17 protein-coding genes and 1 pseudogene are annotated in these 23,566 nt (G+C 39.8%); all 18 read right to left on the bottom strand.

Going from position 1 to position 23,566, the window contains the following annotated elements; translation table 11 throughout:
• On the bottom strand, positions 1 to 1,058 hold a 1,058-nt coding region (gene istA / locus KQI22_RS11375; protein ID WP_216552420.1), incomplete at its 3' end, for an IS21 family transposase.
• 385 nt (positions 1,059 to 1,443) lie between these two features.
• Positions 1,444 to 2,166 carry a hypothetical protein gene (locus KQI22_RS11370; protein WP_216552418.1) on the bottom strand — a complete coding sequence of 241 codons (723 nt, stop codon included), beginning with the start codon at positions 2,164 to 2,166 and terminating at the stop codon, positions 1,444 to 1,446.
• A gap of 477 nt (positions 2,167 to 2,643) precedes the next feature.
• Positions 2,644 to 3,162: pseudogene (locus KQI22_RS11365) on the bottom strand (NAD-dependent epimerase/dehydratase family protein); the annotation flags it as partial.
• 488 nt (positions 3,163 to 3,650) lie between these two features.
• On the bottom strand, positions 3,651 to 4,085 hold the full coding sequence (locus tag KQI22_RS11360) for an adenylyltransferase/cytidyltransferase family protein (protein WP_216552416.1): 435 nt from the start codon (positions 4,083 to 4,085) through the stop codon (positions 3,651 to 3,653).
• A gap of 11 nt (positions 4,086 to 4,096) precedes the next feature.
• The gene (locus KQI22_RS11355; protein ID WP_216552415.1) at positions 4,097 to 4,909 is read right to left on the bottom strand and encodes a LicD family protein; all 813 of its coding nucleotides are present in this window, start codon (positions 4,907 to 4,909) and stop codon (positions 4,097 to 4,099) included.
• Between the two features lie 46 nt (positions 4,910 to 4,955).
• Positions 4,956 to 6,191, bottom strand: a complete 1,236-nt coding sequence (locus KQI22_RS11350; RefSeq protein ID WP_216552413.1) for an oligosaccharide flippase family protein — start codon at positions 6,189 to 6,191, stop codon at positions 4,956 to 4,958.
• A gap of 42 nt (positions 6,192 to 6,233) precedes the next feature.
• Positions 6,234 to 7,661 carry an O-antigen polysaccharide polymerase Wzy gene (locus tag KQI22_RS11345; protein ID WP_216552411.1) on the bottom strand — a complete coding sequence of 476 codons (1,428 nt, stop codon included), beginning with the start codon at positions 7,659 to 7,661 and terminating at the stop codon, positions 6,234 to 6,236.
• Between the two features lie 27 nt (positions 7,662 to 7,688).
• On the bottom strand, positions 7,689 to 8,774 hold the full coding sequence (locus tag KQI22_RS11340; protein WP_216552409.1) for a glycosyltransferase: 1,086 nt from the start codon (positions 8,772 to 8,774) through the stop codon (positions 7,689 to 7,691).
• Positions 8,775 to 9,119: 345 nt separating this feature from the next.
• Complete coding sequence (locus tag KQI22_RS11335) at positions 9,120 to 9,698, bottom strand: DapH/DapD/GlmU-related protein (protein WP_216552407.1); 579 nt, start codon at positions 9,696 to 9,698, stop codon at positions 9,120 to 9,122.
• 5 nt (positions 9,699 to 9,703) lie between these two features.
• On the bottom strand, positions 9,704 to 10,534 hold the full coding sequence (locus KQI22_RS11330) for an NAD-dependent epimerase/dehydratase family protein (protein WP_216552406.1): 831 nt from the start codon (positions 10,532 to 10,534) through the stop codon (positions 9,704 to 9,706).
• A 14-nt stretch (positions 10,535 to 10,548) separates the two neighbouring features.
• A complete protein-coding gene (locus tag KQI22_RS13875; RefSeq protein ID WP_253293615.1) occupies positions 10,549 to 12,414 on the bottom strand; it encodes a sugar transferase in 1,866 nt (621 codons plus the stop codon).
• A 452-nt stretch (positions 12,415 to 12,866) separates the two neighbouring features.
• A complete protein-coding gene (locus KQI22_RS11315) occupies positions 12,867 to 13,565 on the bottom strand; it encodes a PglD-related sugar-binding protein (protein WP_216552404.1) in 699 nt (232 codons plus the stop codon).
• A gap of 107 nt (positions 13,566 to 13,672) precedes the next feature.
• Positions 13,673 to 14,479, bottom strand: coding sequence for an Rpn family recombination-promoting nuclease/putative transposase (locus tag KQI22_RS11310; protein ID WP_216552402.1), 807 nt, complete (start codon positions 14,477 to 14,479; stop codon positions 13,673 to 13,675).
• A 216-nt stretch (positions 14,480 to 14,695) separates the two neighbouring features.
• Positions 14,696 to 16,339, bottom strand: a complete 1,644-nt coding sequence (locus KQI22_RS11305; RefSeq protein WP_216552400.1) for a hybrid sensor histidine kinase/response regulator — start codon at positions 16,337 to 16,339, stop codon at positions 14,696 to 14,698.
• A 109-nt stretch (positions 16,340 to 16,448) separates the two neighbouring features.
• The gene (locus tag KQI22_RS11300; protein ID WP_216552397.1) at positions 16,449 to 17,357 is read right to left on the bottom strand and encodes a YitT family protein; all 909 of its coding nucleotides are present in this window, start codon (positions 17,355 to 17,357) and stop codon (positions 16,449 to 16,451) included.
• 249 nt (positions 17,358 to 17,606) lie between these two features.
• On the bottom strand, positions 17,607 to 18,818 hold the full coding sequence (gene ilvA / locus KQI22_RS11295; protein ID WP_216552428.1) for a threonine ammonia-lyase: 1,212 nt from the start codon (positions 18,816 to 18,818) through the stop codon (positions 17,607 to 17,609).
• Between the two features lie 225 nt (positions 18,819 to 19,043).
• On the bottom strand, positions 19,044 to 19,976 hold the full coding sequence (ftsY, locus tag KQI22_RS11290) for a signal recognition particle-docking protein FtsY (protein WP_216552395.1): 933 nt from the start codon (positions 19,974 to 19,976) through the stop codon (positions 19,044 to 19,046).
• A gap of 17 nt (positions 19,977 to 19,993) precedes the next feature.
• The gene (smc, locus tag KQI22_RS11285; RefSeq protein WP_216552393.1) at positions 19,994 to 23,554 is read right to left on the bottom strand and encodes a chromosome segregation protein SMC; all 3,561 of its coding nucleotides are present in this window, start codon (positions 23,552 to 23,554) and stop codon (positions 19,994 to 19,996) included.
• Positions 23,555 to 23,566: the final 12 nt, after the last annotated feature.

Raw genomic sequence — 23,566 nt, 5'->3', positions numbered from 1 at the left:
TATTCGTACGGAACTGAGTATAGCATTCCGTCCACAGATATGTGATAATTGAACTGGACGGTGGCTGTTTTCCAGTCACTCAGTTCAAAGCGGGTAGCAGGTAATGGTGCAAGTAACGGCTTTTCATCTTCAAGGAATAAGTCCAACCGGCTGCCCTCTTTCTTTTGAAAGAGCTTTCGATTGAATTGTTCCAGTTTTTCTCTGATTGCACGGTTCAATTCGGCAAGAGAAAAGAACTGCTCATTCCGGAGTGCTGCCGTTATCCAAGTGGAAATATTTCCTACTGTTCCTTCAGCATTCGGCTTATCCTTGGGTGTCCTGACACGTGCAGGGATGATAGCTGTGCCATAGTGTTCAGCCATTTCCTGATAGGTTTCATTGATCTGCTGGTCTTTCCATCCACCATTGTGAACAACTGCTGTCTTGCAGTTATCCGGTACGAGAATTCTGGCGACACCGCCAAAGAATTCGTACATATGGACATGAGCAGTGATCCATGATTTCTGCTTCATATCCAGAAAGGCTTCTACATACGCATACTGGCTGTAAGTCATTACACCTACGAATATGTAAGCCTTTAAAATTTCACCGGTATCCGGGTCGATGATTGTTGCAGGATCCCCTGCCCAGTCAACTTCAACCTGCTCACCGGGTTTGCGGTTGATGTGCATGGTAGCACGTCGTTTCTGCTCGTCCTGTTGGATGTGATAGCAGAATTGAGAATACATGAGCGGAGCATCGCCGTTGGCACGGCAGTCTTCCATGTATTCAGTCCACAGGAGTTTTTTGCTGACTCCATTGCGGAGCAGTTCTTTGCGAATATACGCAAAGTCTGGCATACGCTTGTTAGATGCCACTGATTTACTCGCAGAGGGAAATAACCTCTCTGCAAGAACTTCGTCGGTCTCGTTCACATCAAGGGGCCAGGATATGTTTAATTCCTTAGCTTTCTTGAGGACACGATTAACCGTCTTTTTAGAAACACCGCAGCTGTCGGCGATGTTCTGTTGACTAAGCCCGAGATTTGATAATCTCAGAATCTCTCGATACTTGGTCATGATGTTGACCTCCTTAAAATGTATTTACACCAAAGGGTGCATAATTACATTCTAAGGTATTTATAGTAATGGTTTCCACCTCCGGAATAGTGGTTTCCTAGAAAACGGAATCACGGTTTCCTTTCGCCGGACAGCATGGACACGGAAGCCGGATTATTCATCTAATCCCATTCATCCGAAACCCCTGCCTTATTTTTTTGTGGAATAAAGCATGAATTTCTTGAAATTAAGATATGATTCAGACATTGGATTGCTATGTGTTGTCGTGAAAACAGCTTCCGATCCAATCCAACAGACTTGATAAAAGAAAATATGCTTTGCAATAACTATACCATTACTGCAAAGCATTTACAATTCCTATTTACTTTATGATCAAAATTTAGATTTACATCAGGCTCTCTACATATTCTTCGGTTTTTCCAAGATCCTCTGCAATTTGCGCTACTGTTTTTCCTTTTTGCAACCACTTATTGATCAGATAACGATGTGTAGCTTTCTCACCCTCGGCTCTGCCCAATTTCTCGCCCTCGGCTCTTCCACGTTTTTCGCCCTCTACAAGTCCTTCTCGCTTTCCATCCTCATATTCTTCCACGCGGATCAGTTCCTCGCGGCGTTCCCATGTATAATCAAGTACCATGCTCTTGGTCACCCCATTTCTGTTTTCCCTGAAAAAATCTTCCATGATGTGATTCTCTATACAATAATCAATCGCTTCATTAATGACGGCTTCCAGATCGTCCATGAATTCTGTCTCCTCATGTTCTGCCTCATCATATTCCGATGACAGAAATCTCTTGTTCTGTTCGCTCTTCTTCTGGCGATCCAAATTCTTCCGCACACGATTCACGAAGATCATATAGCCACTCAAAACCTTGCTTTTTGCCAGAAGCTGTGTATTATTGTTCGGATTGATATTGTAGACTGTAACTGTCAGTTCAATCTCCGGTTCATCCGACTGATTGATAAATGCATCGGAGAGTTTCAGCACTTCTTTCTCCGGTCTTTTCTCTGTCCCATTATAGAATACTGCAAAATGCGGCGTTGCGATCTGCACACGTTTTCTGCCATACAGATCCCGCTTTCCGATTGTTTTCTTAATAAGACTCATTAGATAAATCAGGAAGCGCAGCGGTGCATTCGGGCTGTACGTAGACTGTTGTTCATACAGATTCAGATAATTGCTGATAAAAAAAGAAGCATCATGGAAATCACATCACTTTTGTATTCCCTGTTGCCATTGTTATGATAGTTTCTTTTCTTGTCTTTCTGTGCCATAAGCATCCTCCTTTGATATACCGCAGGAAGTTGCTTTGCTATGACATTTTCAGACATACTGCCATATCCTTTACAGACCAGACATTCTCATCTATATCCTTATCTACTCTGTAAGTTGTCATGTTATCTTTTTGCAAATCCCTGCTCTTATTTAGTTACAAGCATGGATTTTCTAAAAGATGAACAGATATGCCACTCACATGACATCATAAAGATATGGTTCGCCGGAAGCAGAATGCTTCCGAAAAGAAAATATGCTTTGCAATAACTATACCATTACTGCAAAGCATTGACAATTCCATTTTTTATATTACATGTAAAATTCCCTATACCACTCAGCAAACTTCCTAAGTCCATCCCTGAGACTTGTATTCGGTTTAAAACCAAAGTCCTCTTCCAACGCCTTCGTATCTGCATAAGTGACCGGAACATCGCCGGGCTGCATCGGAACAAGCTTCTTATGGGCTTCAAAAGCATAATCGGATGGTAGAACATTTGCACGAATCAGCTCCTGCTGCAGGATATCTACAAAATCAAGCAGATTTTCCGGCTGATTATTCCCGATATTGTAAACAGCATATGGCGGAACCGGCAATCCATCTTCTCCCGTCTTTTTCTCCGGAGCAGCCTGCATAACACGCTTTACCCCTTCTACAATATCATCTACATATGTAAAATCACGCTTACAATTCCCATAATTAAAAATCTGTATTGTTTCATTATTACGCAGCTTATTGGTAAAGCCAAAGTATGCCATATCCGGTCTTCCCGCCGGTCCATATACCGTAAAGAAACGAAGCCCTGTGGAAGGAATATTATATAGTCTCGTTGAAACTGCTAATGACAACTACCTGAATGTTTATCAATATTTCGAGTTACTGCTCCCCGAGATTCCAAAACACATGGACGATACAGCCCTAAAATTCATTGATGAACTTCTTCCATAGGTACCACATGACCAAGGAACTTGCCCAAGTCATTTTAAAAAAACTTAAATTTTCAATGCACAAATATATCAAAATCGGCTCAGTCCTGCAGTAATGCAAGTTTTTGCATTGTTACGGTACTCATAATTGGAGATTTACATGATAAAGGTTTCCATCACTGGAATGGCGATTTCCTAAAAATCAGATTTTCATTTTCCTGTCACCGGACAGCAAGCACACGGCGTCGGATTATTCAAGTGCTAGATTTTTCCCCACGAATTATTCAATTGAGAACTTACGAGTGAAATATTCAGCCAATACATATTTATATGTTTATACAAATTTAACAGTACCTGACACCTTATATATCCATATATCTTTCAGTTAGATTTTAATTATTTTTCATTTCATTTTTTAACTGGGTCGTACTAATCCCATTTGTATATGGCAAATATTCAATATGGGCACCATATTCAGCAAATTGTTGTTCTGTACGTAAATATCGTTCAGATCCCTTCCAATCATCACCGGAAAACAAAACATCAAATCTAAATCTTTGAAGCGCTAACATTTTATCCTCCGTTTCTTCAATAGATACCAGCTCCGCCTTATCAACAACTTTCAATGCATTTAAAATGCGTACTCTCTGTTCCTCCGTAAAGATTGGAGTCTTATGCTTAATATCAGTAACATACTTGTCATCGCAAACACCAACAACCAAATATTCACACATATTCTTACAACGTTCCAAAAGATTCAAATGTCCTACATGAAATAAATCAAATACACCACATGTATATCCTACTTTATATTTCTTTTCACTCATAATTTACCTCCTCAAAACTTAATTTCTATTATACTATGTCTATTTTCTCTTTGTGATTTAGGTGGCAACTGCATATAATCGCCATATTCCTCTGTAAGTCTTTCATGTGTCCCTATTGGAATATTAAATTCAGCATCTTCAAATTTGCACAATTGAACATCGTTAAGCCAATCCACATCATAATAATGTGTATTCATTTTGCCGATTTGCTCATATACTACACTATTCTCAGGTACATTTTTTACCAACTTTTCATACTTTTCTACTAATTTTTTATGACTACTAAAGCATGCCATAATCTGATAACATAAATATCCAATTCGTTTAACGAAATCGGTTTTACCAGCATTTTGCCAGATTTTATAATTGCATTTCATCAAAATCATTCTGGCCAAGTGTACTCTTTGTTTAACTAAACGATCTCGCTCTTTTTTGTTTTTTGGCGCAAAATCGAATGGAAAAACATCAACGTAAAAACCCTTCTCTTTGAGTTTCCGACCTCCACGCTCCTCAATATATATTGTATTTTTCTTTCTTACCTTTCCAAATGGATGGGCATAGTTTTCATCTGTATGCCATGACTGCCAAGTATAGTCTGATCCTAATTCCCTGTCTACAATATTGCAGAATTTCTCATAATCACATCTTAACATACCTATATCAAGATCATCATCCCAAGGAATAAATCCTTTATGTCTGATGGCACCTATTAAAGTTCCCGAATCCAAAAAATACTTTATATCATTTTCATCACATACCCGTTTAATTTCTTTTGCAATATCTAATTGAGCCATCTGCACTTTTCGAAGCATTTCCTTTTCCATAATCATTTTCCTTTCCAGTTTATTTCTATACAAAATCAAAGAATATTTATCGTGAAAAATCGTTTTTGTATTTAAAACAAATAATCAATCGCAGAATCATCATTAAACATTCCGTACATCCCCTTAATATTGCAATACATAGTAAACTAAATTTTCCTGTAATAATAAGTACTCCCAAACCCACCACTTGAACCACAGCTGTTATGATTGTAGTCAATGTAGTTTGTTTTTGCTTTCCTATCGGTCCTAATGTCGGCCAGCCAAACAACATTCCTGGAAAACTAAACAACATTACTGGAATTAACGCCCTAAATACAGGAACAGCAGCCAAATATTGTTTACCACCAACTATTAATAGAATATATTTTGCAAACACTAAGCAAAAAAGACACCCTGCAACAACTAACGGCATAAAAATAATAGAAACTTTCTTTATGAATTTTAAACTTTTTGTCCTTATCATTGTTGGATAAATGCCATTCGTGATTGGTGTGTACATACTTTGAACTGCACCGACCAATTGTATACACAAACTCCAATATGCTACCTGAACTGTATCAATACATATACCAATCAGTAATGTATTAAGAGCACCAAAAGCGGTAGTTGCCATATCAGACACAAAATAAACTGCCGATTCCTTCAACATTGATAGTGATGATTTGATACCTGTACAGCGAAGTTTAATATCCAATCTCTTAATTTCAATTATTACCAAAATAAGAGCAACAACAGATCCTATAATATCGAAAATCGGAATAAGTAAATAATTTGTATCACTTTTTATAAATAAAAAAGTACAAATAGTAGAAATTGTTTTCGCTACAACGAATCTAACCGTAATAACCTCCATCTTATCCATTCCACGGAACATAAAGTCTGCTAGCATCTCCGTTATGACAATATTAATAAATGAAAGGATTGTATAAAATATATTTCTATTAAGTAGTGGAACATATGCTGTAAAAATTACAAGGAATATTGCCGCACCAGAAGCAAGCAATCCCTTTGCTAATAATACATCAGCTGTTATATTTCCTATTTTTTCTTTATTTCCATTTGCATTAACAATATCTTTTGTAGCAGATAACGTAAAGCCAAACATTAGCACTAACTGTATATATTGCATTACTGCCTTAACATAAGCTACTACGCCATAATAATCAACACTAAGAACTCTCGTTAAATATGGTAATGTTGCAAGAGGAAAAACCATTTTGGCTATATTCATTAAGTATAGCATAAATGCATTTTTCGCAGCACTCTTTTCCTCATTTATCATACTATCTTCCTTTCTAAACCGATGCTTGCATAAGCATGAGACCTATCTATCAGATTCTGATATTTCCCTGTGATTCCAAGTTAAAACTAACCACACTAAAACTAATGGCACCAAGTATGCAAAACACGAAAGCAACGAGCCTCTATACAAGAAGAGGAAATAACCAACCATATAATAATAAAGTGCATCAAATCTATGAATCATCCTTGGATTGTCGGATATATTTCTCCAAAAATATAAATCTATTTTTCCCAATAAAAACCCAATAAGGATTGCGCAAACCGCCATTCCAACAATTCCAAAATTAACTAACATCTCAGCCGGTAACGGTTCTGAAACGTTAGTAAACCACCATCCATAATATTCTGCAATCATTGTACCCGTTCCTATCGGTTTGGTAGGCCATATGCTTCTCGGGACGAAAAATAATATTACACCTACTAATTGCATACCCATTGTAATACCATGATCCTTAAGAAAGGTCAGTGACAATGCAACCATCGAATAAGCATCATAATCAACAGCTAACCAGCCTGAAGAAAAATTTTCCAAAACATTAACCACGACCTGCCCTAAATTAACATCTAATATAGATACTGTCCTAAATGCATTTAACATTGGAAAAGCAATCATAAAAATCAAAAGATATAATGAAATAAACCATTTGTTCTTTTTCATTTTTGGAAACATTGCTAACAACGCACCAAAATAAAGACCAGCTATTGCATTTCTTGCAGTACTTGTTGGGAAATAAGATAGCAACAAGCAAAAACCTGTTACAATTATTGGCAAAGGTTTCTTCTCATCTTCCCATTTAAAAACAGCATATATAAATGCAAAATATACTAATGCCATAGCTGTTTTTTCCACGAAAACACTTATTGATGAATTTTCACTCACTGAAAACGAACTTGTTCCACGAGCTAATAAATTAATAAATCCTATATTAACCACTCTATAAACGGTTATAAAAACTGCTATTATCATTAGAATATTAACCTTTGATTTATATCCTGTCCATCCAGTGAAATTTCTCTCTTCAAATTGTTTTTTCAACGTCTTTTCAATATTCTTTTTCCCTATTGTCAATTGTATAGTAGCCGCCTTGTAAACTCCAAACCTAAAAAGGATGCTCCAAAGTAGCAAAATAAGGTTTGTTGCTACCAAAGTAGCATCTGAATAAGGATCAACCCAAGGATAATCATTATTAAGAGTCTGTATTATTCCTGCAAAGAAAAAGAAGAATATACAAAACAACCAATGAACTAACACTAATGAAAAAGCATGTTTGTTTAGTTCATTGAGCAAAAAGACCAACCATAATACACCATTTAAACCAAAAGTAAAATATACAAAAAAATCATGTGCCGCTACGTTCTGCGCGCCTACTGTTAAAACATAAACAATAACAAAGGTTATACATGTAACTACAGCAGCTATAAAATTTTTCTTTGTTATATACAAACTCATAATTATCACCTAAATCGCTCATATCTTTTATTTTAAAATTAAATGTATCAACTCTTCCCAATTCTTAGCAAACGGTTGCCTTATCGGCTGTTCGCTAGCAATTGCAAACTTTTCTTTTCCATCTAAAAGTCTTTCCATTTCTATTGCCAATTCTTTTTCATCATATGGATTGAAAAATATAGCCTTATCATATGCCCCTAAAGTTTCATGAGCATATGGCAGATCAGCTAAAAGCATTGGTTTCCCCGTAAGTTTAAATTCACTAATAGGCAATCCCCATGATTCTAATGTAGAGGGAAAAATCATATAGTTTATCTGATTATACATTTCAAGAACCTTTTCACGTGGTTGAATCCCTAGCCATTTAATATTTTTTATATTTTTATACCTTTTTCTTAAATCATAAGCATAAGCATTTTCATCACCCTTTAAAGTAAACCAAACTTCAAAATCATTTCTCTTAAGAATGTTACAAGCCTCACAAATTATCTCAAAGTTTTTAAAATACCTTGGATAAGAAGCAAACAAGAATGTTTTACATGTTTGATTTTGTGCTTTAGGAATATACTCATAATCAACGTGCATAGTTGGTCTAGCCACTATAACATTAGTGATCGGAAACATTTTTAAAAATTCTTCTCGCATCCAATTATGCTGTACAATAATACCAGTTGCAGATTTAATATTAATTCTATATAAATATTTGTAAAAAAAAGAAAAAGCTACATTTGTTGCACTATACTTAATTTTTGTAATATCTTTTTTCATGAATGGAGATGGATTATGGCAATATGTATATATTTTATTTGCTTTCACATGTGGTGTAATATCATGTAATGAAAACCATACATCAACATCATGCAATTTAGAATATTCATAAAAATAGACATATTCATATCTCAATCTCTTAAAATAACTATCTCTTGAATCTTGAAATTCTATCAGTTCTACATCATTTTTATATTTTTCAAATAAATTTTTCTTATGTACAAAAGCCACAATGTGGTAATGTTCATTTACATGTTGTCGAATAATTTCATCAAGACAATCATAAAATATTGAAAGTGGTCCACCCTCAAATAGATTAATCCCACTTAATACTAATGTTTTCATTTTATTTACATCGCTTTCCAAAACTATTATTTAATTGCTTTCTTCATATATTTATCTTTTCCGATTCCACCAGAAATGACTTTTTCAATATCCCTTATTATTCTCAACTATCGAACAGTCTTTTTAATATCATCTTTGAAACAATCCCTCTCTTAAATTACTATAAATCCTCATTGGATTGATAGCTTATCTTATATCATGGTCATCACTATCTTTTTCATATATAATTAATCTCTCCACTTTTCAAGCTCTTTACAAATAATCTCATCAGTATCTATACCCTTCTTGTATCCTTCTCCTGTGCAATCCATTTAGACACTCGAATGCTCTCCCCAAAGATTTCTTTCATTGCACTCTCTCCCATTTATTTGTATTACTATCCCAGTGTTTTATAATCCGATTGCTACCAACTAGCATAGATCCTTCTGGAATTTTTTTTGTAACTACACTATTCGCTCCAATAATACATCCATCTCCAATATCTGCACCAGATAGAATAATAGCATTTTCTCCAATCCAAACCCTATTACCTATTTTCACTTTCCCAGATATCAATCTTCTATCATTTGGCTTGGTTTCAAAAGAATCCTGTTCTTCTCCATCATATTTCCCATGGTTTGTATCACTGATAAAACACTTTGATGCAATAAGTACGTCATCACCTATCTCCACATGATTATGTGCCACAATATGAGTCATGTCTCCCATTTCACAATTATCACCTATGTGAAGTGTTTTCTTTTTCCCCTGCAAATCAAATCTACAAAATCTTCCAGTTGTCAAATTTTTACACCCACAAAGTGATTCCTTACCACGAATATAAATAGGTCTACGTACAAATCTAGCCCCACTCATGGTAATTTTCGTCATTACAAAAGCATATATATTGTTTATAAATTCCGATACTGAATACTTATTGCCCATTATACTTAACCCTTTATCTTCTCAATCATTCTTATTTTAAAATCATCTCCCCAAATAGCCTTTGAATCATAAGGTCTATCCGGGAAAACCCCATAGTCCAGTTTAATATCAAACTTATTTTCTTTTATGAATCTTTCTACCCTATCAGCCAACTTTTCAGGTCTACCACAACAGATATTAATAATTCCGTTTACTTCATTCTGTTCGACCACATCCGCTACTTGTTTGCAAAAATTATCATAATCAAGAAAATCAAACTGATTCAGTCCCATTGTAAAAGGGAAATCCTTTTGCCCTTTATGTGCAGCCTGTACAATTTTCGAGAAGATAGAACAGCCATCTTCCGTATTACCTACAATATAAAATCCTCTAAGCCATTGAAAAATAACATCTTCTTTCTTGCACTCTAATTCAACTGCCTGTCTTAATGCATTTTTGCTAATACCGTAAAGACTTTGTGGGTTGCATGGAGTATTCTCATTAATACTACCCTCGTAAAATCCAATCTCATGCATACTTCCCATTACAGCAATATGTTTAACACCACCTGTAATCATCCTATTAATAAAATTCACATGCTTTGGAAGATCATTGATATGATTTTGCGATCCATGTACAAAACCATCCCTCCAAGCCATATGAAGTAGTACATCTGGTTCCCCTAATTCATTAAAAGGAGATTCCATTGAAAAAATATCACCATAAACATATTCAGCTCGCTTATCTATAAAATTATTTCTAAAGTCAGTAGCAATTACAGTAACCCCATCATTAAGTAACCGTTTTACAACACCCTTACCAAGATATCCATTTGCACCTGTAACAAGAATTTTCATCAATTTTTCTCCTATTAACTCAACACTTCCAAAATCCAACTCTGGAGTGCATATTTTTTGTATATGTCATCACTAAGCACTTCATATGATGTGGTCAAGAATTCATCATCAATCTTCACATTTTTTCTATCCACAACACTAATATTATTAGGATTATAAAAATCATAATCTTTAACAGTATCATTAGTAGTTATCAACTTCTTCTTCATACCTAGCATCTCAATTGTTCTCATGGTCAAACCGGTCTGCTTTGGGTGTTGAATATCAAGTATAATCCTTGAATCATCTACAATATCAGCGATTTCTTTGCTATCTATTTTTTGAAAATTAAAATCTTTTATATTTGTGTCTATAAATTCCTTTTTTGAAATTTTATAAAAATAATAAATAAACTTGCTCTGAAGGAAACAGAACCAATAACTTTTTAATCCCTTTTCAGCTACAATTTTACGAACATCTCTAATAATAGCGTACCTATCTGAATGAATAGTTCCTGCAAAGCAAACATCATATTTATAATTTTCGGTAGTCATTTCTTTGCAAAACTCATCTGCATAGAAAAGCGGTCTAAATTTTAGTTCTGAATACTTTTTACAATCTCTTGGATCAAAAGAGTGAAGTGTATCAAAGTACATAAATTTATTTACAACGCCAGGAATATTATCTATAGAATCCCAAAGATAAAGACACAATTTTGCGTTAGGAAATATATCGCGAAACTTCTTTAGGATACTTTCCGGTGTCATATCGCATTTAACAATAAGAATATAGTCATAATCTTTTTCCTTATTTTCACTAATAATTCTCTCATAGTATTCCAAGCTCTTAGGAGAAAAAATTTTGGGGAAAACTTTTAATAATGCTCGATCTCTAGCACTAGTCACTGAACGCACATCGTACATGTCAACATATGCTCCCATATCTTTCATCTTCTTTGAAATCTTATTTTCATAATCAAAAAATGCAGGAGCAAAAAATAAAATTTTTTTTCCAACAATGTCAGAAACTAGCTCTTCACTCACATGAAGTTTCTCCTTCTTCATCTCTCCCGTTCCACCTTCAACCACACTATCATCTTTTCCAAACACATGCAGGCTTCCAAGGAATACTTTCATATCCATCCAAAGCCCCATATGTGCAACATAATCTCCATCGAGCCTTGCCTTATCCGGAATTTCAAGTTCATCACGTCCGTTGATCTGTGCCCAGCCGGTAAGTCCGGGTTTGACATCATTTGCCTGATACTTATCTCTTTCCGCAGTCAAGAGATCCTGATTCCAAAGCCCCGGTCTTGGTCCGATCACACTCATGTTACCAATAAAGATATCCCAAATCTGCGGCAATTCATCCAAAGAATGTGCTCGAAGAAATTTTCCTACTCTTGTTATGTACTGTCCCGGATTTTCAAGCATATGCGTGGGTACATCATGTGGCGTACACATCTTCATGCTTCTGAATTTATGTAGTTTAAAATATTCTTTATTTTTCCCCAGTCTCTTCTGCGTGAATAATATCGGTCCCGGATCATCAATAACGATTGCAATGGAAATTCCCAAAAGGAATGGGCTGAGCACAACCAGACCTCCAAATGACAGCAAAATATCGATTCCACGTTTCACATATTTCTCGTAAATGCCCGGTTTATAATCAGAATTTCCGATTGCTTCCAGATGCCCTCTTACACCATCCGCATTCTCTGGTTCATCTTCATTATAGACAAAGCTAACCTTTTTCCCTTCCATGGGATTTTTCTGAGAAGGTTCATTTTTGTAGATTGAATTATTTTTTTTCAACCTTGCAATTATTGATGTAAGTGCCAATCCTGCAGTTAGTCCTATGGCTATATATTGAATTATTTTTTTTAAATTGCCTTTATGCATTCCTCTAGGCTCCTAATTATTTATATTTTCAATCAGTTCTATCGGCTGTTCATCCGGATCATATATAAATGTAAGATTCCTTTAATTCTTATCCGATGTATTTTTCACAAAAAATTCTCCCACTCAGCCAAAGCCAACATGGGAGAACTAAAGTCATCCAGTATTTCTTTTCCCCTCGAAATCCCCATTGACGATTCTTTATCCTTTTGTATCATACCATATGCGCAGTTATACACACAATGTTCATTCTGTCGAAAATACGCACCTATTGTCGCAATCTTTTAGCACTTTTGAAAGTTCTGTCTCTTCTTACAGGAAAATAAGTACAGACGCTACAACTGCCACGCCCAAAACTGCCAGTCCGATCAGTACTTTCTTGACAAACTGATATTCCTTCTCCACATCTTTATGATCCATATCTGCTCCTGTCTTCCCCTGCTTGAATCATACTATTATTTGCTTTCCGCACTCTTCCCATAGATTTCTCCGCATGTTACTGTTGTCCCCTCCGGTACGCTCGCCCCTTTCAGAACAATACCGCCGCAGTCGATATGCGAATATGCTCCCAGTCTGACATCATTATTCACGAGGCAGTTGGATGCCAGAATACAAAAATCCCCGATCTCCGATTCATTTACCGTACTCTGTGGCAATATGGCAATGCCTTCGCCAAGTTTGACATTGGGAGAAACTGTCGCCGCCGGCGAAATGATATTGGGCAGGATGAAATTCCGCTCCTTGAGAAACTCTGCATATTTCTTCCGGAGCTTATTATTGCCGATCGCCACGAAAGCGCAGCCATACTCGCCGCGGAAGTCAAGTGCATCCTTACACTTCCCAAGTATATCTTCCCCCACCTGATTATCATCCAGATATGAAATTTTCGTAAATACACGCAAAGACTGTGCAATTTCTTTTACATTTTTCCCATGGCTGCCCGCCCCTAGTATTAAGAGGTTGAGCTTCGTTGGGAATTTTGGTATTTCTTTTGTCCTTTCAAAGCCAAGCTCTGCGCGTTTTTGGATTACTTCTTCTTTGCTGTTTCCGTATACAGAGCCGTATATCGCTTTTCCCTCCGGGGATATGCCCTTTTTATATCTGGCTTCCCACCTGCCGTCCTTACGCTCATATACAAGTTTTTCTTTCTCCATAAAGCCTCTTATATAGTTTATGTGATTTATGAAAAGAATAGCACATAACTTTGGTAATTACAATATATTTTACCATTTTATCTCTTTATTGTTTTGGTCATATTTGGTCATATCCCAAGTATCTTCCTTGCTTCAGTCTCTGTAACCCTCTGTGTTTCCATCAGATTTTGCAGTAATTTCTTTTGTGTATCTTTCTCGCCCTCGGCTCTGCCACGCTTCTCGCCTTCGGCATAGCCTTCCCGTCTCATATCCATATCATTCACATAAGTTTTCAAATATTCCGATCTCCAATCCTCATTCAGTCTTGCATTTTTTACTTCTTTGTCCAGTAATTTTGTAAAATCATCGTCTACAGTTTCATTCTCAACATAATTTAAAAATTCTCTGATTCCTTCCGGTGCTTCCGAAAGATCCGCAGTTGTATTATAAAAAATCCAGTTCATTTTGTCCTGCAGCTGTATTTCTTCCTCTTCATCACAAGCCATGTGAAAATGATATACATACTTTCCTTTTCCGAATGGGTCATAGGTACATATAAATATGATGTATGTTTCTTTCAGGAATATATAATCCGTTCCACTGGATAATATTTCCTGATCAATCATCCCCTGATAGTATCTGACACGAAGAGGCAGTTCTTCCTGCACTATTCTATTTTGGGACTTATTCTGCATCTCAGTATCCACAACACGTCCATTCTCATCTTCCAGATACATATCCAGTTTCACGTATTTTGACGAGCTTCTGTGCTGTAGGAATTTCTCTCGTTCTACCCCTTTCACCTCTCCAATCTCTACCGGAGTTAATAGATCTGCCATTTTCTGTGCGATTACTGGGTTCTTTGTTACTTTTCCAAACATAAATTTGTCCCGGATCGTCAGTTTCTCATACATGTTTTTGCCAGCATTGTTCATAAGCTGCTCCTTTCTTTGTATAGCAGGAACAAGCTTATCTTTTGCAAATCCCTGCTCTTATTTAGTTACAAGCATGGATTTTCTAAAAGATGAACAGATATGCCACTTGTGGCATCATAAAGATATGGTTCACGGAAGCAGATAGCTTCCGAAAAGAAAATATGCTTTGCAATAACTATATCATTACTGCAAAGCATTTACAATCGCTTTATTAAATTATTTAATGATCCGGAACCCCCGTACAGCGAACTCTCTCGGCTGATCATTTTCAATCAGTTCTCTTACAAGGATCTCCTTCAGTGCCGTCTGATTGAGTGGAAGTGCCATATGATAATCTACACCAGCCTCCAGAATACGCAGTCTGTCATTGCGGAAAGCATGCGCCGTTACTGCGACCAGTGTAATATCAGACAAATCCGGTCTTTCCATATTTCGAATTTCCATCGCTGCTTCCACTCCGTCTTTATTTGGCATCTGCATAGCCATAAAAACAATCTGATAATAGCCAATGTCAGATTCCCGTAATTTCCTGACAGCCTGTTCTCCGTCTTCTGCCGTTTCCACCTGCACACCAATCCGCTCCAGAAGTACACACATAAGTTCCCGGTTGATACAACTGTCATCTACAACCAGTACCCGGAACTTTGAAAAATCTGCCTTATTCAGATTTTGGATCATATGATCTATCTTCTTTGTCTTTTCATAATCCTGCGCATCTGCCGACCGTACGGGCAGGCGGATCGTCACAGCTGTTCCTTCCCCCGGTCTGCTGGAAAGCTGCATTCTTCCCCCCATATTATCTACAATGTGCTGCACAAGCGGAAGTCCCAATCCACTCCCCCTGTTTTCCTCATCATAGCAGGCAAAGTCCTGAAAGACCGTCCGGCAAAATGCGTCCTCCATCCCCGGTCCGTCATCTGTAAATCTGAGTGTTACAATTTCCCAGCCGGGCGCCATCAGTTCCGTGTCGATCCTGCATCTGGTGTAACCGCCATTTTTCCCATACTGAATGGAATTCTGCATGATGTTCATAATAATTTGTTTCCATCTTGCCGGATCCAGCATAACCAATGGAAAATTTGTGGGTTTTACCTCAAAAATAACGCGGATTGCTTTTTTGCATGCCTGCTTTTCAAGTTCATCCGCAATTTCCTGAATTAGTTTTTGTGGCGCAACCGCTTCTTCTACGATTGCCAGATCATCCGTTTCCGCAGCAGATACATCCAGCAGATTCTCAAATATTGTCTGCAATTTTTTTACATCTTCCATTGCTTTCCTGATGTATGCAAAATCTTCTTCTCCGGTCTGTTTCTTTTCCAATCGCTGTAAAATACCGGAAAGTTCATAAAGCGGTACTCCGATATCCCTGGAAATATGTAATAGGAACTCCTTTTTTACCTGATTCGCCTTCTGTGCAATATCCAGTGCTTTTTCCAGTACCTGTTCTTTTTGTTTGACAACGCCATATTCTTTTGTCACATCACGCCATACAACATATAATATGCTATGATCTTCCGGCAAGAACTGCGCCTGCATAATCTTTCGTTTGATCTGCCCATCCACATTGATTGAATAGGATATATTTTCATTTCCATTCTTCTTTACTGCCCTGACAATGCTCTCCAGCCTTGTTGTACGGAGCACCAGTTCCAGATCGTCTCCTTCATAATGCCGTCGCAGATACTTCTCTGTCCATGCATCCAGATCCGTAATAGGAAAAAATCCCTTTTCCACATCATAATCCATCCAGAAAGCGGTCATGTCCTGCAGATTAACTACTACAATGCAATCATAATTCCATCTCAGCAGGTCTTCCGCAAGCCATCGTATCACCTTGTTTTCCGCACTTTTCGCATCCATTTCTATCCTCCGCAGCACTGCTGCTAATCCCATTTGCTAATAGCATATCATGCGTCAGCATATTTTTCTTATATTTTTCATCGACAAATTTCTTTTTTTATATGCAGGATCATATTTTTTCCTGAAACAGATTTTTATAGCCTTCTCCGTAGATCTCATTGGCACTTGTAATGATCAGAAATGCATTCTGATCCGTTTCCTTTACGATTTCTTCTATTTTAACGGCTCTTTTCTTATCCACAACACACATCAGAATCTGCTTTTCCTGCTGTGTATAAGCTCCTTCTCCATGGAGAACCGTCACTCCGATCTGCAGGGAATACAGCAGGCTTTCTGTGATTGCCTCCGCATTCCGGCTGATGATATAAATGAGTCTTGCTCCCTCGTGCCCGTACAGCACTTTATCAAGTGCTGTCGTGGTGATCGTTGTGGAAATTGCCGCATAAACCATGGCTTCCGGATCTCTGAATACAAGTCCCGCAAAGATCACCACGAAGGTATCCAGCATAAAAAACAGACTTCCGGTCCTGATATATGGATAACGTCGTCTGAGTAATTTTACGATAATATCCATTCCGCCGGTCGTCGCATGGCATCTGAGTATCACGCCCATCCCAAATGCCACAAGGCAGGAACCTGCGACTGCTGCCATCAGCCGGTCATGTGTAACCGGCTCATACTGCTGCAGTATATTCGTAAAAAATGTGATCAGTGCCAGCGCATACAGAGTGGAAAGAATAAATTTGCCGCCGAATTTCCACATGCCCAGCAACAGGATCGGAATATTAAAAAGAAAAAACAGGCTTCCGGTATCAATGCCAGTCAGCCTGTTTACCAGAATGGAGATACCTGTTATTCCCCCCGGCGCCAGATCGTTCGGATCCAGAAACAGGGCGATTCCGATCGCATAGGGGATCGTTGCCAGCGTGATCAGAATATATTCTTTCACACGCTGCGCCGCGTGGTTTCTCCATTCTATACAATTATAGCTTTGTTTGTTCTTTCCACATGTTTTCATGCAGGTAGTATGTGTAAGTTGCACCTGTTCTATCCAAATGCCGAAGTAAGAATTGCATATAAAAAACAGGCAGCTACTATAAACGCGATCACGTTTGCCTACCCTGCGATTTGCATACGTATATATGCACGCGCTCCGGCCGCAAAAAAGCGTTGCGGTCTCTTCGCTGCGGCATATACGCTGCAAATCTCGGTCGGCTACACTATCGATCGCTTATTATAGTAGCTGCCTGTTTTATAATACTAAATTTTACATCATCGTGCGGACAACCTTCGGCTGATAGCCGTTTTTGTTGAGAGCTTCGATGATCTCATTTTTGTGCTCTGTACCAAATGCCTCCAATGTGATGCGGAGCTCTACAGCCGCACTTCTGTTCGTGGATACAAACTGGTTGTGCTCCAGCTTGATAACATTTCCGTTGACATCGGCGATCACACCTGCCACTCTGGAAAGTTCACCCGGCTTATCCGGCAGAAGTACGGAAACCGTAAAGATTCTGTCACGGAAGATCAGTCCCTGCTGTACTACGGAAGACATTGTGATCACGTCCATATTACCGCCGCTTAAGATGGATACGACTTTTTTGTTTTTTACATCCAGATATTTTAAAGCTGCCACTGTCAGAAGACCGGAATTTTCCACGATCATCTTGTGGTTTTCTACCATGTCAAGGAAAGCAACGACCAGATCTTCATCCGGTACTGTGATGATATCGTCCAGATTTTTCTGGATATATGGGAAGATCTTGCTGCCCGGCGTCTTAACGGCTGTACCGTCTGCGATCGTATTGACTGTCGGCAGTGTTGTTACTTTACCGGCTTTTAAAGATGCCTGCATACAGTTTGCTCCCTGCGGCTCTACACCGATCACCTTGATCTTCGGATTTAACAGCTTTGCCAGCGTAGAAACGCCTGTTGCCAGTCCGCCTCCGCCGATCGGTACTAAAATATAGTCTACAAGCGGCAGTTCCTTTACGATCTCCATCGCAATGGAGCCCTGTCCGGTTGCAACGGTCAGATCATCAAACGGATGGATGAACGTATAACCATGCTCCTCAGCCAGTTCATAAGCCTTTGCACATGCTTCATCATACACATTTCCGTATAATACGACCTCTGCGCCATAGCTCTTGGTACGGTTTACTTTGATCAGCGGTGTTGTCGTCGGCATAACGATGACTGCCTTTGCGCCGTATCTTTTGGCTGCATAAGCCACACCCTGTGCATGGTTTCCTGCTGATGCGGTAATGATACCCTTCTGTCTTTCTTCCTCGGAAAGTGTACTCATCTTGTAATAAGCACCACGTACCTTATAAGCACCTGTAAACTGCATATTTTCCGGTTTTAAATAAACCTTATTGCCTGTCTGGTTGCTCAGATATTCGCTGTAAACGAGGTCTGTCGGTAAGATGGCTTCTTTTACCTTCTCGGAAGCCTCTTCAAATTTTTCCAGTGTCAACATATTTTCTTCGCTCATAATCGTATCCTTCCTTTTATATTTTCTCATTTCAGTTGTTCATGATGTCCACGGATTGTTCCGTGCTCTGCACTCTCACAATCCGCCTCCTCTATTCGCATATCGCGTTGCTTACGCACCACTTTTATGCTCATATCGGCGGGCGGGGCAACAAGTCTTAAAACCACTCTTGTGCAAGCACAACGTGGTTTCAGACCTTTGCCCCTGGCATCATTCCTCTACATTAAAAAGTGCATCTACAAACTGATCTGCATCGAATTTCTGCAGATCCTCGATTGTTTCTCCCACGCCGATATATTTTACAGGGATCTTCAGCTCTGACTGTATCGCTACAGCGATACCGCCCTTCGCCGTACCATCCATCTTTGTCAGGATAATACCGGTCAGATCCGCTACTTCTCCGAATTCTCTTGCCTGTGATAAAGCATTCTGTCCTGTTGTACCGTCCAGTACGACCAGATTTTCTCTGTGCGCATCCGGGAATTCCTTATCAATGATGCGGTTGATCTTTTTCAGCTCTTCCATCAGGTTTTTCTTATTATGGAGTCTGCCCGCCGTATCACACAGAAGTACATCTACCTTTCTTGCTTTCGCCGCATGCACCGCATCAAAGATCACACTTGCAGGATCTGCGTTTTCAGCACCTGCGATAATATCCACGCCTGCTCTGTGCGCCCATTCCTCAAGCTGTTCCACTGCCGCTGCACGGAAGGTATCCGCTGCTGCCAGCATGACCTTTCTGCCCTGCTCCTTAAGCTTGCCTGCCAGCTTCCCGACACTGGTTGTCTTGCCGACACCGTTTACGCCGATTACCAGCACAACCGACTGCTCATGTTCAAATTCATATGCCGTCTCACCTACCTGCATCTGCTCCTTGATGCTGTCGATCAGAAGCTGCTTGCACTGCGCCGGCTCTTTGATGTGCTGCTGTTTTACCTGCTCTTTTAACCGTTCAATGATATCATTGGTCGCCCTGACACCGATATCTCCCATGATCAGGATTTCTTCGAGTTCTTCATAGAAATCATCATCAATGCTGGAAAAGCCGCTGAAAACAGAATCGATCCCGCTGACGATATTATTTCTGGTCTTTGTCAGACCTTCCTTCAGTCTCGTAAAAAAGCCTTTCTTTTCTTCACTCATATCCTTCTGCATTCTCCTTACTGTGTCAGATCCTTTTCGATCAGATTGACACTGACTAATGTAGAAACGCCCTTCTCCTGCATGGTAATACCATACAGGCGGTCTGCCCTTTCCATTGTACCACGTCTATGGGTAATTACAATAAACTGCGTGTGTTTTGTAAGCTTATGTAAGTATTTTGCAAATCTGGTAACGTTGGAATCATCCAGTGCTGCCTCGATCTCATCCAGCAGACAGAACGGAGACGGTTTCAGGTTCTGGATCGCAAATAAGAGTGCGATCGCAGTCAGCGCCTTTTCTCCACCGGAGAGCTGCATCATGTTCTGCAGTTTCTTTCCCGGCGGCTGTGCGATGATACGGATGCCTGCTTCCAGAACATCTTCATCCTCCATCAGTTCCAGTGTACCCTGTCCGCCACCGAACAATTCCTTAAATACCTTGTCAAACTCGGTACTGATCTGGGCAAATTTTTCATGGAACTGGTTCCGCATTGCCGTATCCAGATCGGTGATAATACCCTGCAGCGTTTCTTCTGCCCGCACCAGATCATCATGTTGGTTGGACAAAAACGAATATCGTTCCATCAATGCCCTGTAATCCTCAATGGCATTGACATTGACATCACCGAGCTTTTTGATATCATCCTTGATCGCTGCGATCTGTCGCTTCATGCCCGGCAGATCGTTCATTTCTTCATCCTTCAGCTTGGCAGCCTCGGAAAGTGTGATCTCGTATTCATCCCACATATAATTGATCTGGGCATCCAGTGCCTCTTTCAGCCGTTCTTTCTGGGCATTTAATCGATATACTTCTTTGTCCAGTGCGGAAATCTGATCGGACAGCTTTTCGCGCTCTGTAAAGAAGCCCTTCTGCTTTTCGGATAATTCCTGTTTTTTTGCCGTATCCGCTTCGAGTTTTTCTTTATTCTCATCCTGCGAGGTATAGGAAGCATCGATCGTCTGCTGCAGCTTTTCGATATCTGCATTTTTCCGGTCCATATCTTCTTTTGTTCCGGTCAGACTCTCTAAGATTTCTTCCAGTTCTGCCTGAACGCGCCCGATCTCTCCGTTGATACGGTCCACATTCTGCTGCATAAAGCCCTGTTTCTGCAGTGCCTTTTCTGTTTCCATACCAAGCTGTGTATGGCTGTTTGCGATCTCATTTTCTTCCAGTCTGAGGGCATCCAGCTTTTTCTGTACCTCCGCCACTTCAGCCTGCAGTCTTTTTTCTTCCTCTTCGGAAGTCAGCAGTTCCTTCTGGATCTGCTTTTTATTTTCTTCTATTTCAAGAACCTGTGCCTCTACGTCCTTTGCTTCTTCTTTCAGACGTTCGAAGCCTTTGCCTGCTTCCGACTTCTTCTCCTGTGCCTGAATAACATTTAATCTGGCTGTATTCTGTGCAATGAACTTCGCCTGCAGATCACCCTTGACAGCTTCTAAGTCCTTACGCACCTTTGTACGCTCCGCCTTGCAGCTTTCGATCTCATCCAGCAGCTCATCCACCTTGTGCAGGTAAGATTTCACTTTTGCATCCAGCTCATCCATCTCTCTGCGGCGTCCCAGCAGATTGCTTGCATTTTTAAAAGCACCACCGCTGATTGCACCGCCCGGTACTAACAGCTCGCCTTCAAGCGTTACCATACGGATTCCGTAATCGTATTTTCTGGCGATCTGCACCGCATGATCCACATCATCGACCACGACAATTCTGCCCAGCATTGCTTTTGCCACATTGCGGTATTTCTTTTCTGTTTCCACAAGTGCATCCGCCATGCCAAGCACGCCTTTTTCTTTTAACACTTCCGGTGTCTTAAATTCCTGCGGATGCAGGATACTTGTCAGTGGCAGGAAGGTAGCTCTTCCGTATTTGTTCTTCTTTAAGAAGCGGATCATCTTTTTGGCAGTTTCTTCATCCTCTGTAACGATATTCTGGATATTGCCGCCGAGTGCTGTCTCGATCGCCACTTCGTATTTTTTCTCTACCTTGATGATATCCGCAACAACACCGATGATCTCTTTATTCTGTTCCTTCTGCTCCATAACACGCCGGATACTGTTTCCATAGCCATCATAGCGTTCTGTCAGATTGGAGATCGCATCCAGCTTTGATTTTTCCTGATGATATAATACCTGTGTATCGCGCAGCTTCTGATCTTTTGCGGAAAGCTCATCCGTGATCTCACTGTTGCGTTCTTCGAGCTTTGTCTGCTGCTCATTCAGCTCACGGATCGTCACATTGATCTGCTCAAATTCCTGCTCTAAGCGTTCGATCTCTTCATCCTGCTTTTCTTCTTCCGACTGTGCCAAAAGCAGGCGGGAACTCATCTCTGCCTTGCGGATATTGATCTGCTCGAGCATCGTATCGTAGCGTCCGATCTTGGATTTGATCGTTGCACGCTCTGTCAGTGCATCAATGATCGTCTTTTTATCTTTCTCTATGGTTTCATTATACGCGTCCATCTGCTGCTGCATGTCTGAAAGTCTGCCTGCTGCCTCTTCCATCTGCAGACGCATCTTTTCATATTCTGCGTCAAATGACTTCTTTTCCTCTAAGATCGCATTTTTTTCTTCTTCTTTTTCTGCGATCTGGCTGCGCACGCTCTGCTCTCTCTGCGCAAAATGCTCTCTGTTGTCCCCTGCTGACCGGATCTGTTCCTTCAAAATATTGATCTGCACTTCCAGCTTGCCACGAAGCTCGGATGCATTCGACAGATTTTCCCGTTCCCGTCCGATCTCTTCTTCCAGGCGCTCAATCTCGGAAACAACGCGCTCATATTCTTCCTTAATGCCTGCAAAGCTGTCCTTTGCTTTATTCAGATCAGCCTGTGCGATCTCATATTTGCCCGTCGCCTCAGTGAGCTGCTCCTGCATTCTGTTATTTTCCAGAAAGAACATGTTGACATCCAGTGTCTTCATTTCCTCTTTCTTTTTCAGATAGATCTTTGCTTTTTCAGACTGCTTCTCCAAAGGGCCGGTCTGCTTTTCCAATTCTGCCAGAATGTCATTGACACGCACAAGATTCTGTCTTTCATTCTCCATCTTCTTCTGCGCTTCATTTTTACGGCGTTTGAACTTTACAATACCCGCCGCTTCATCAAACAGCTCTCTTCTTTCCTCCGGCTTTCCGCTCAGGATCTTATCGATCTGTCCCTGTCCGATGATGGAATAGCCTTCTTTACCAATACCTGTATCATAAAAAAGCTCGTTGACGTCCTTCAGTCTGCAGACGGTTCCGTTGATGAGGTATTCACTTTCTCCCGAACGATACAGTCTACGTGCCACGGTCACTTCTTCATAATCAATGGCAAGGGAATGATCGCTGTTATCCAGTGTGATCGCCACATAGGCGTAACCCAGCGGCTTTCTGCTCTGTGTTCCCGAAAAAATGACATCCTGCATGGATGCACCACGAAGCTGCTTGACGCTCTGCTCACCCAGTACCCAGCGGACTGCATCCGCTACGTTACTTTTTCCGCTTCCGTTCGGCCCTACAATACCGGTAATACCATTATGGAATTCAAATAAAATCTTATTGGCAAAGGATTTAAATCCATGTACCTCTATACTTTTTAAATACATAAAACACCTACT

Origin of the sequence: Kineothrix sp. MSJ-39 (assembly GCF_018917935.1) — a bacterium.
Classification (GTDB): Bacteria; Bacillota; Clostridia; order Lachnospirales; family Lachnospiraceae; genus CAG-194.
The sequence above is the reverse complement of the archived record's forward strand: the minus strand, read 5'-3'. Positions and strand labels throughout refer to the sequence as shown.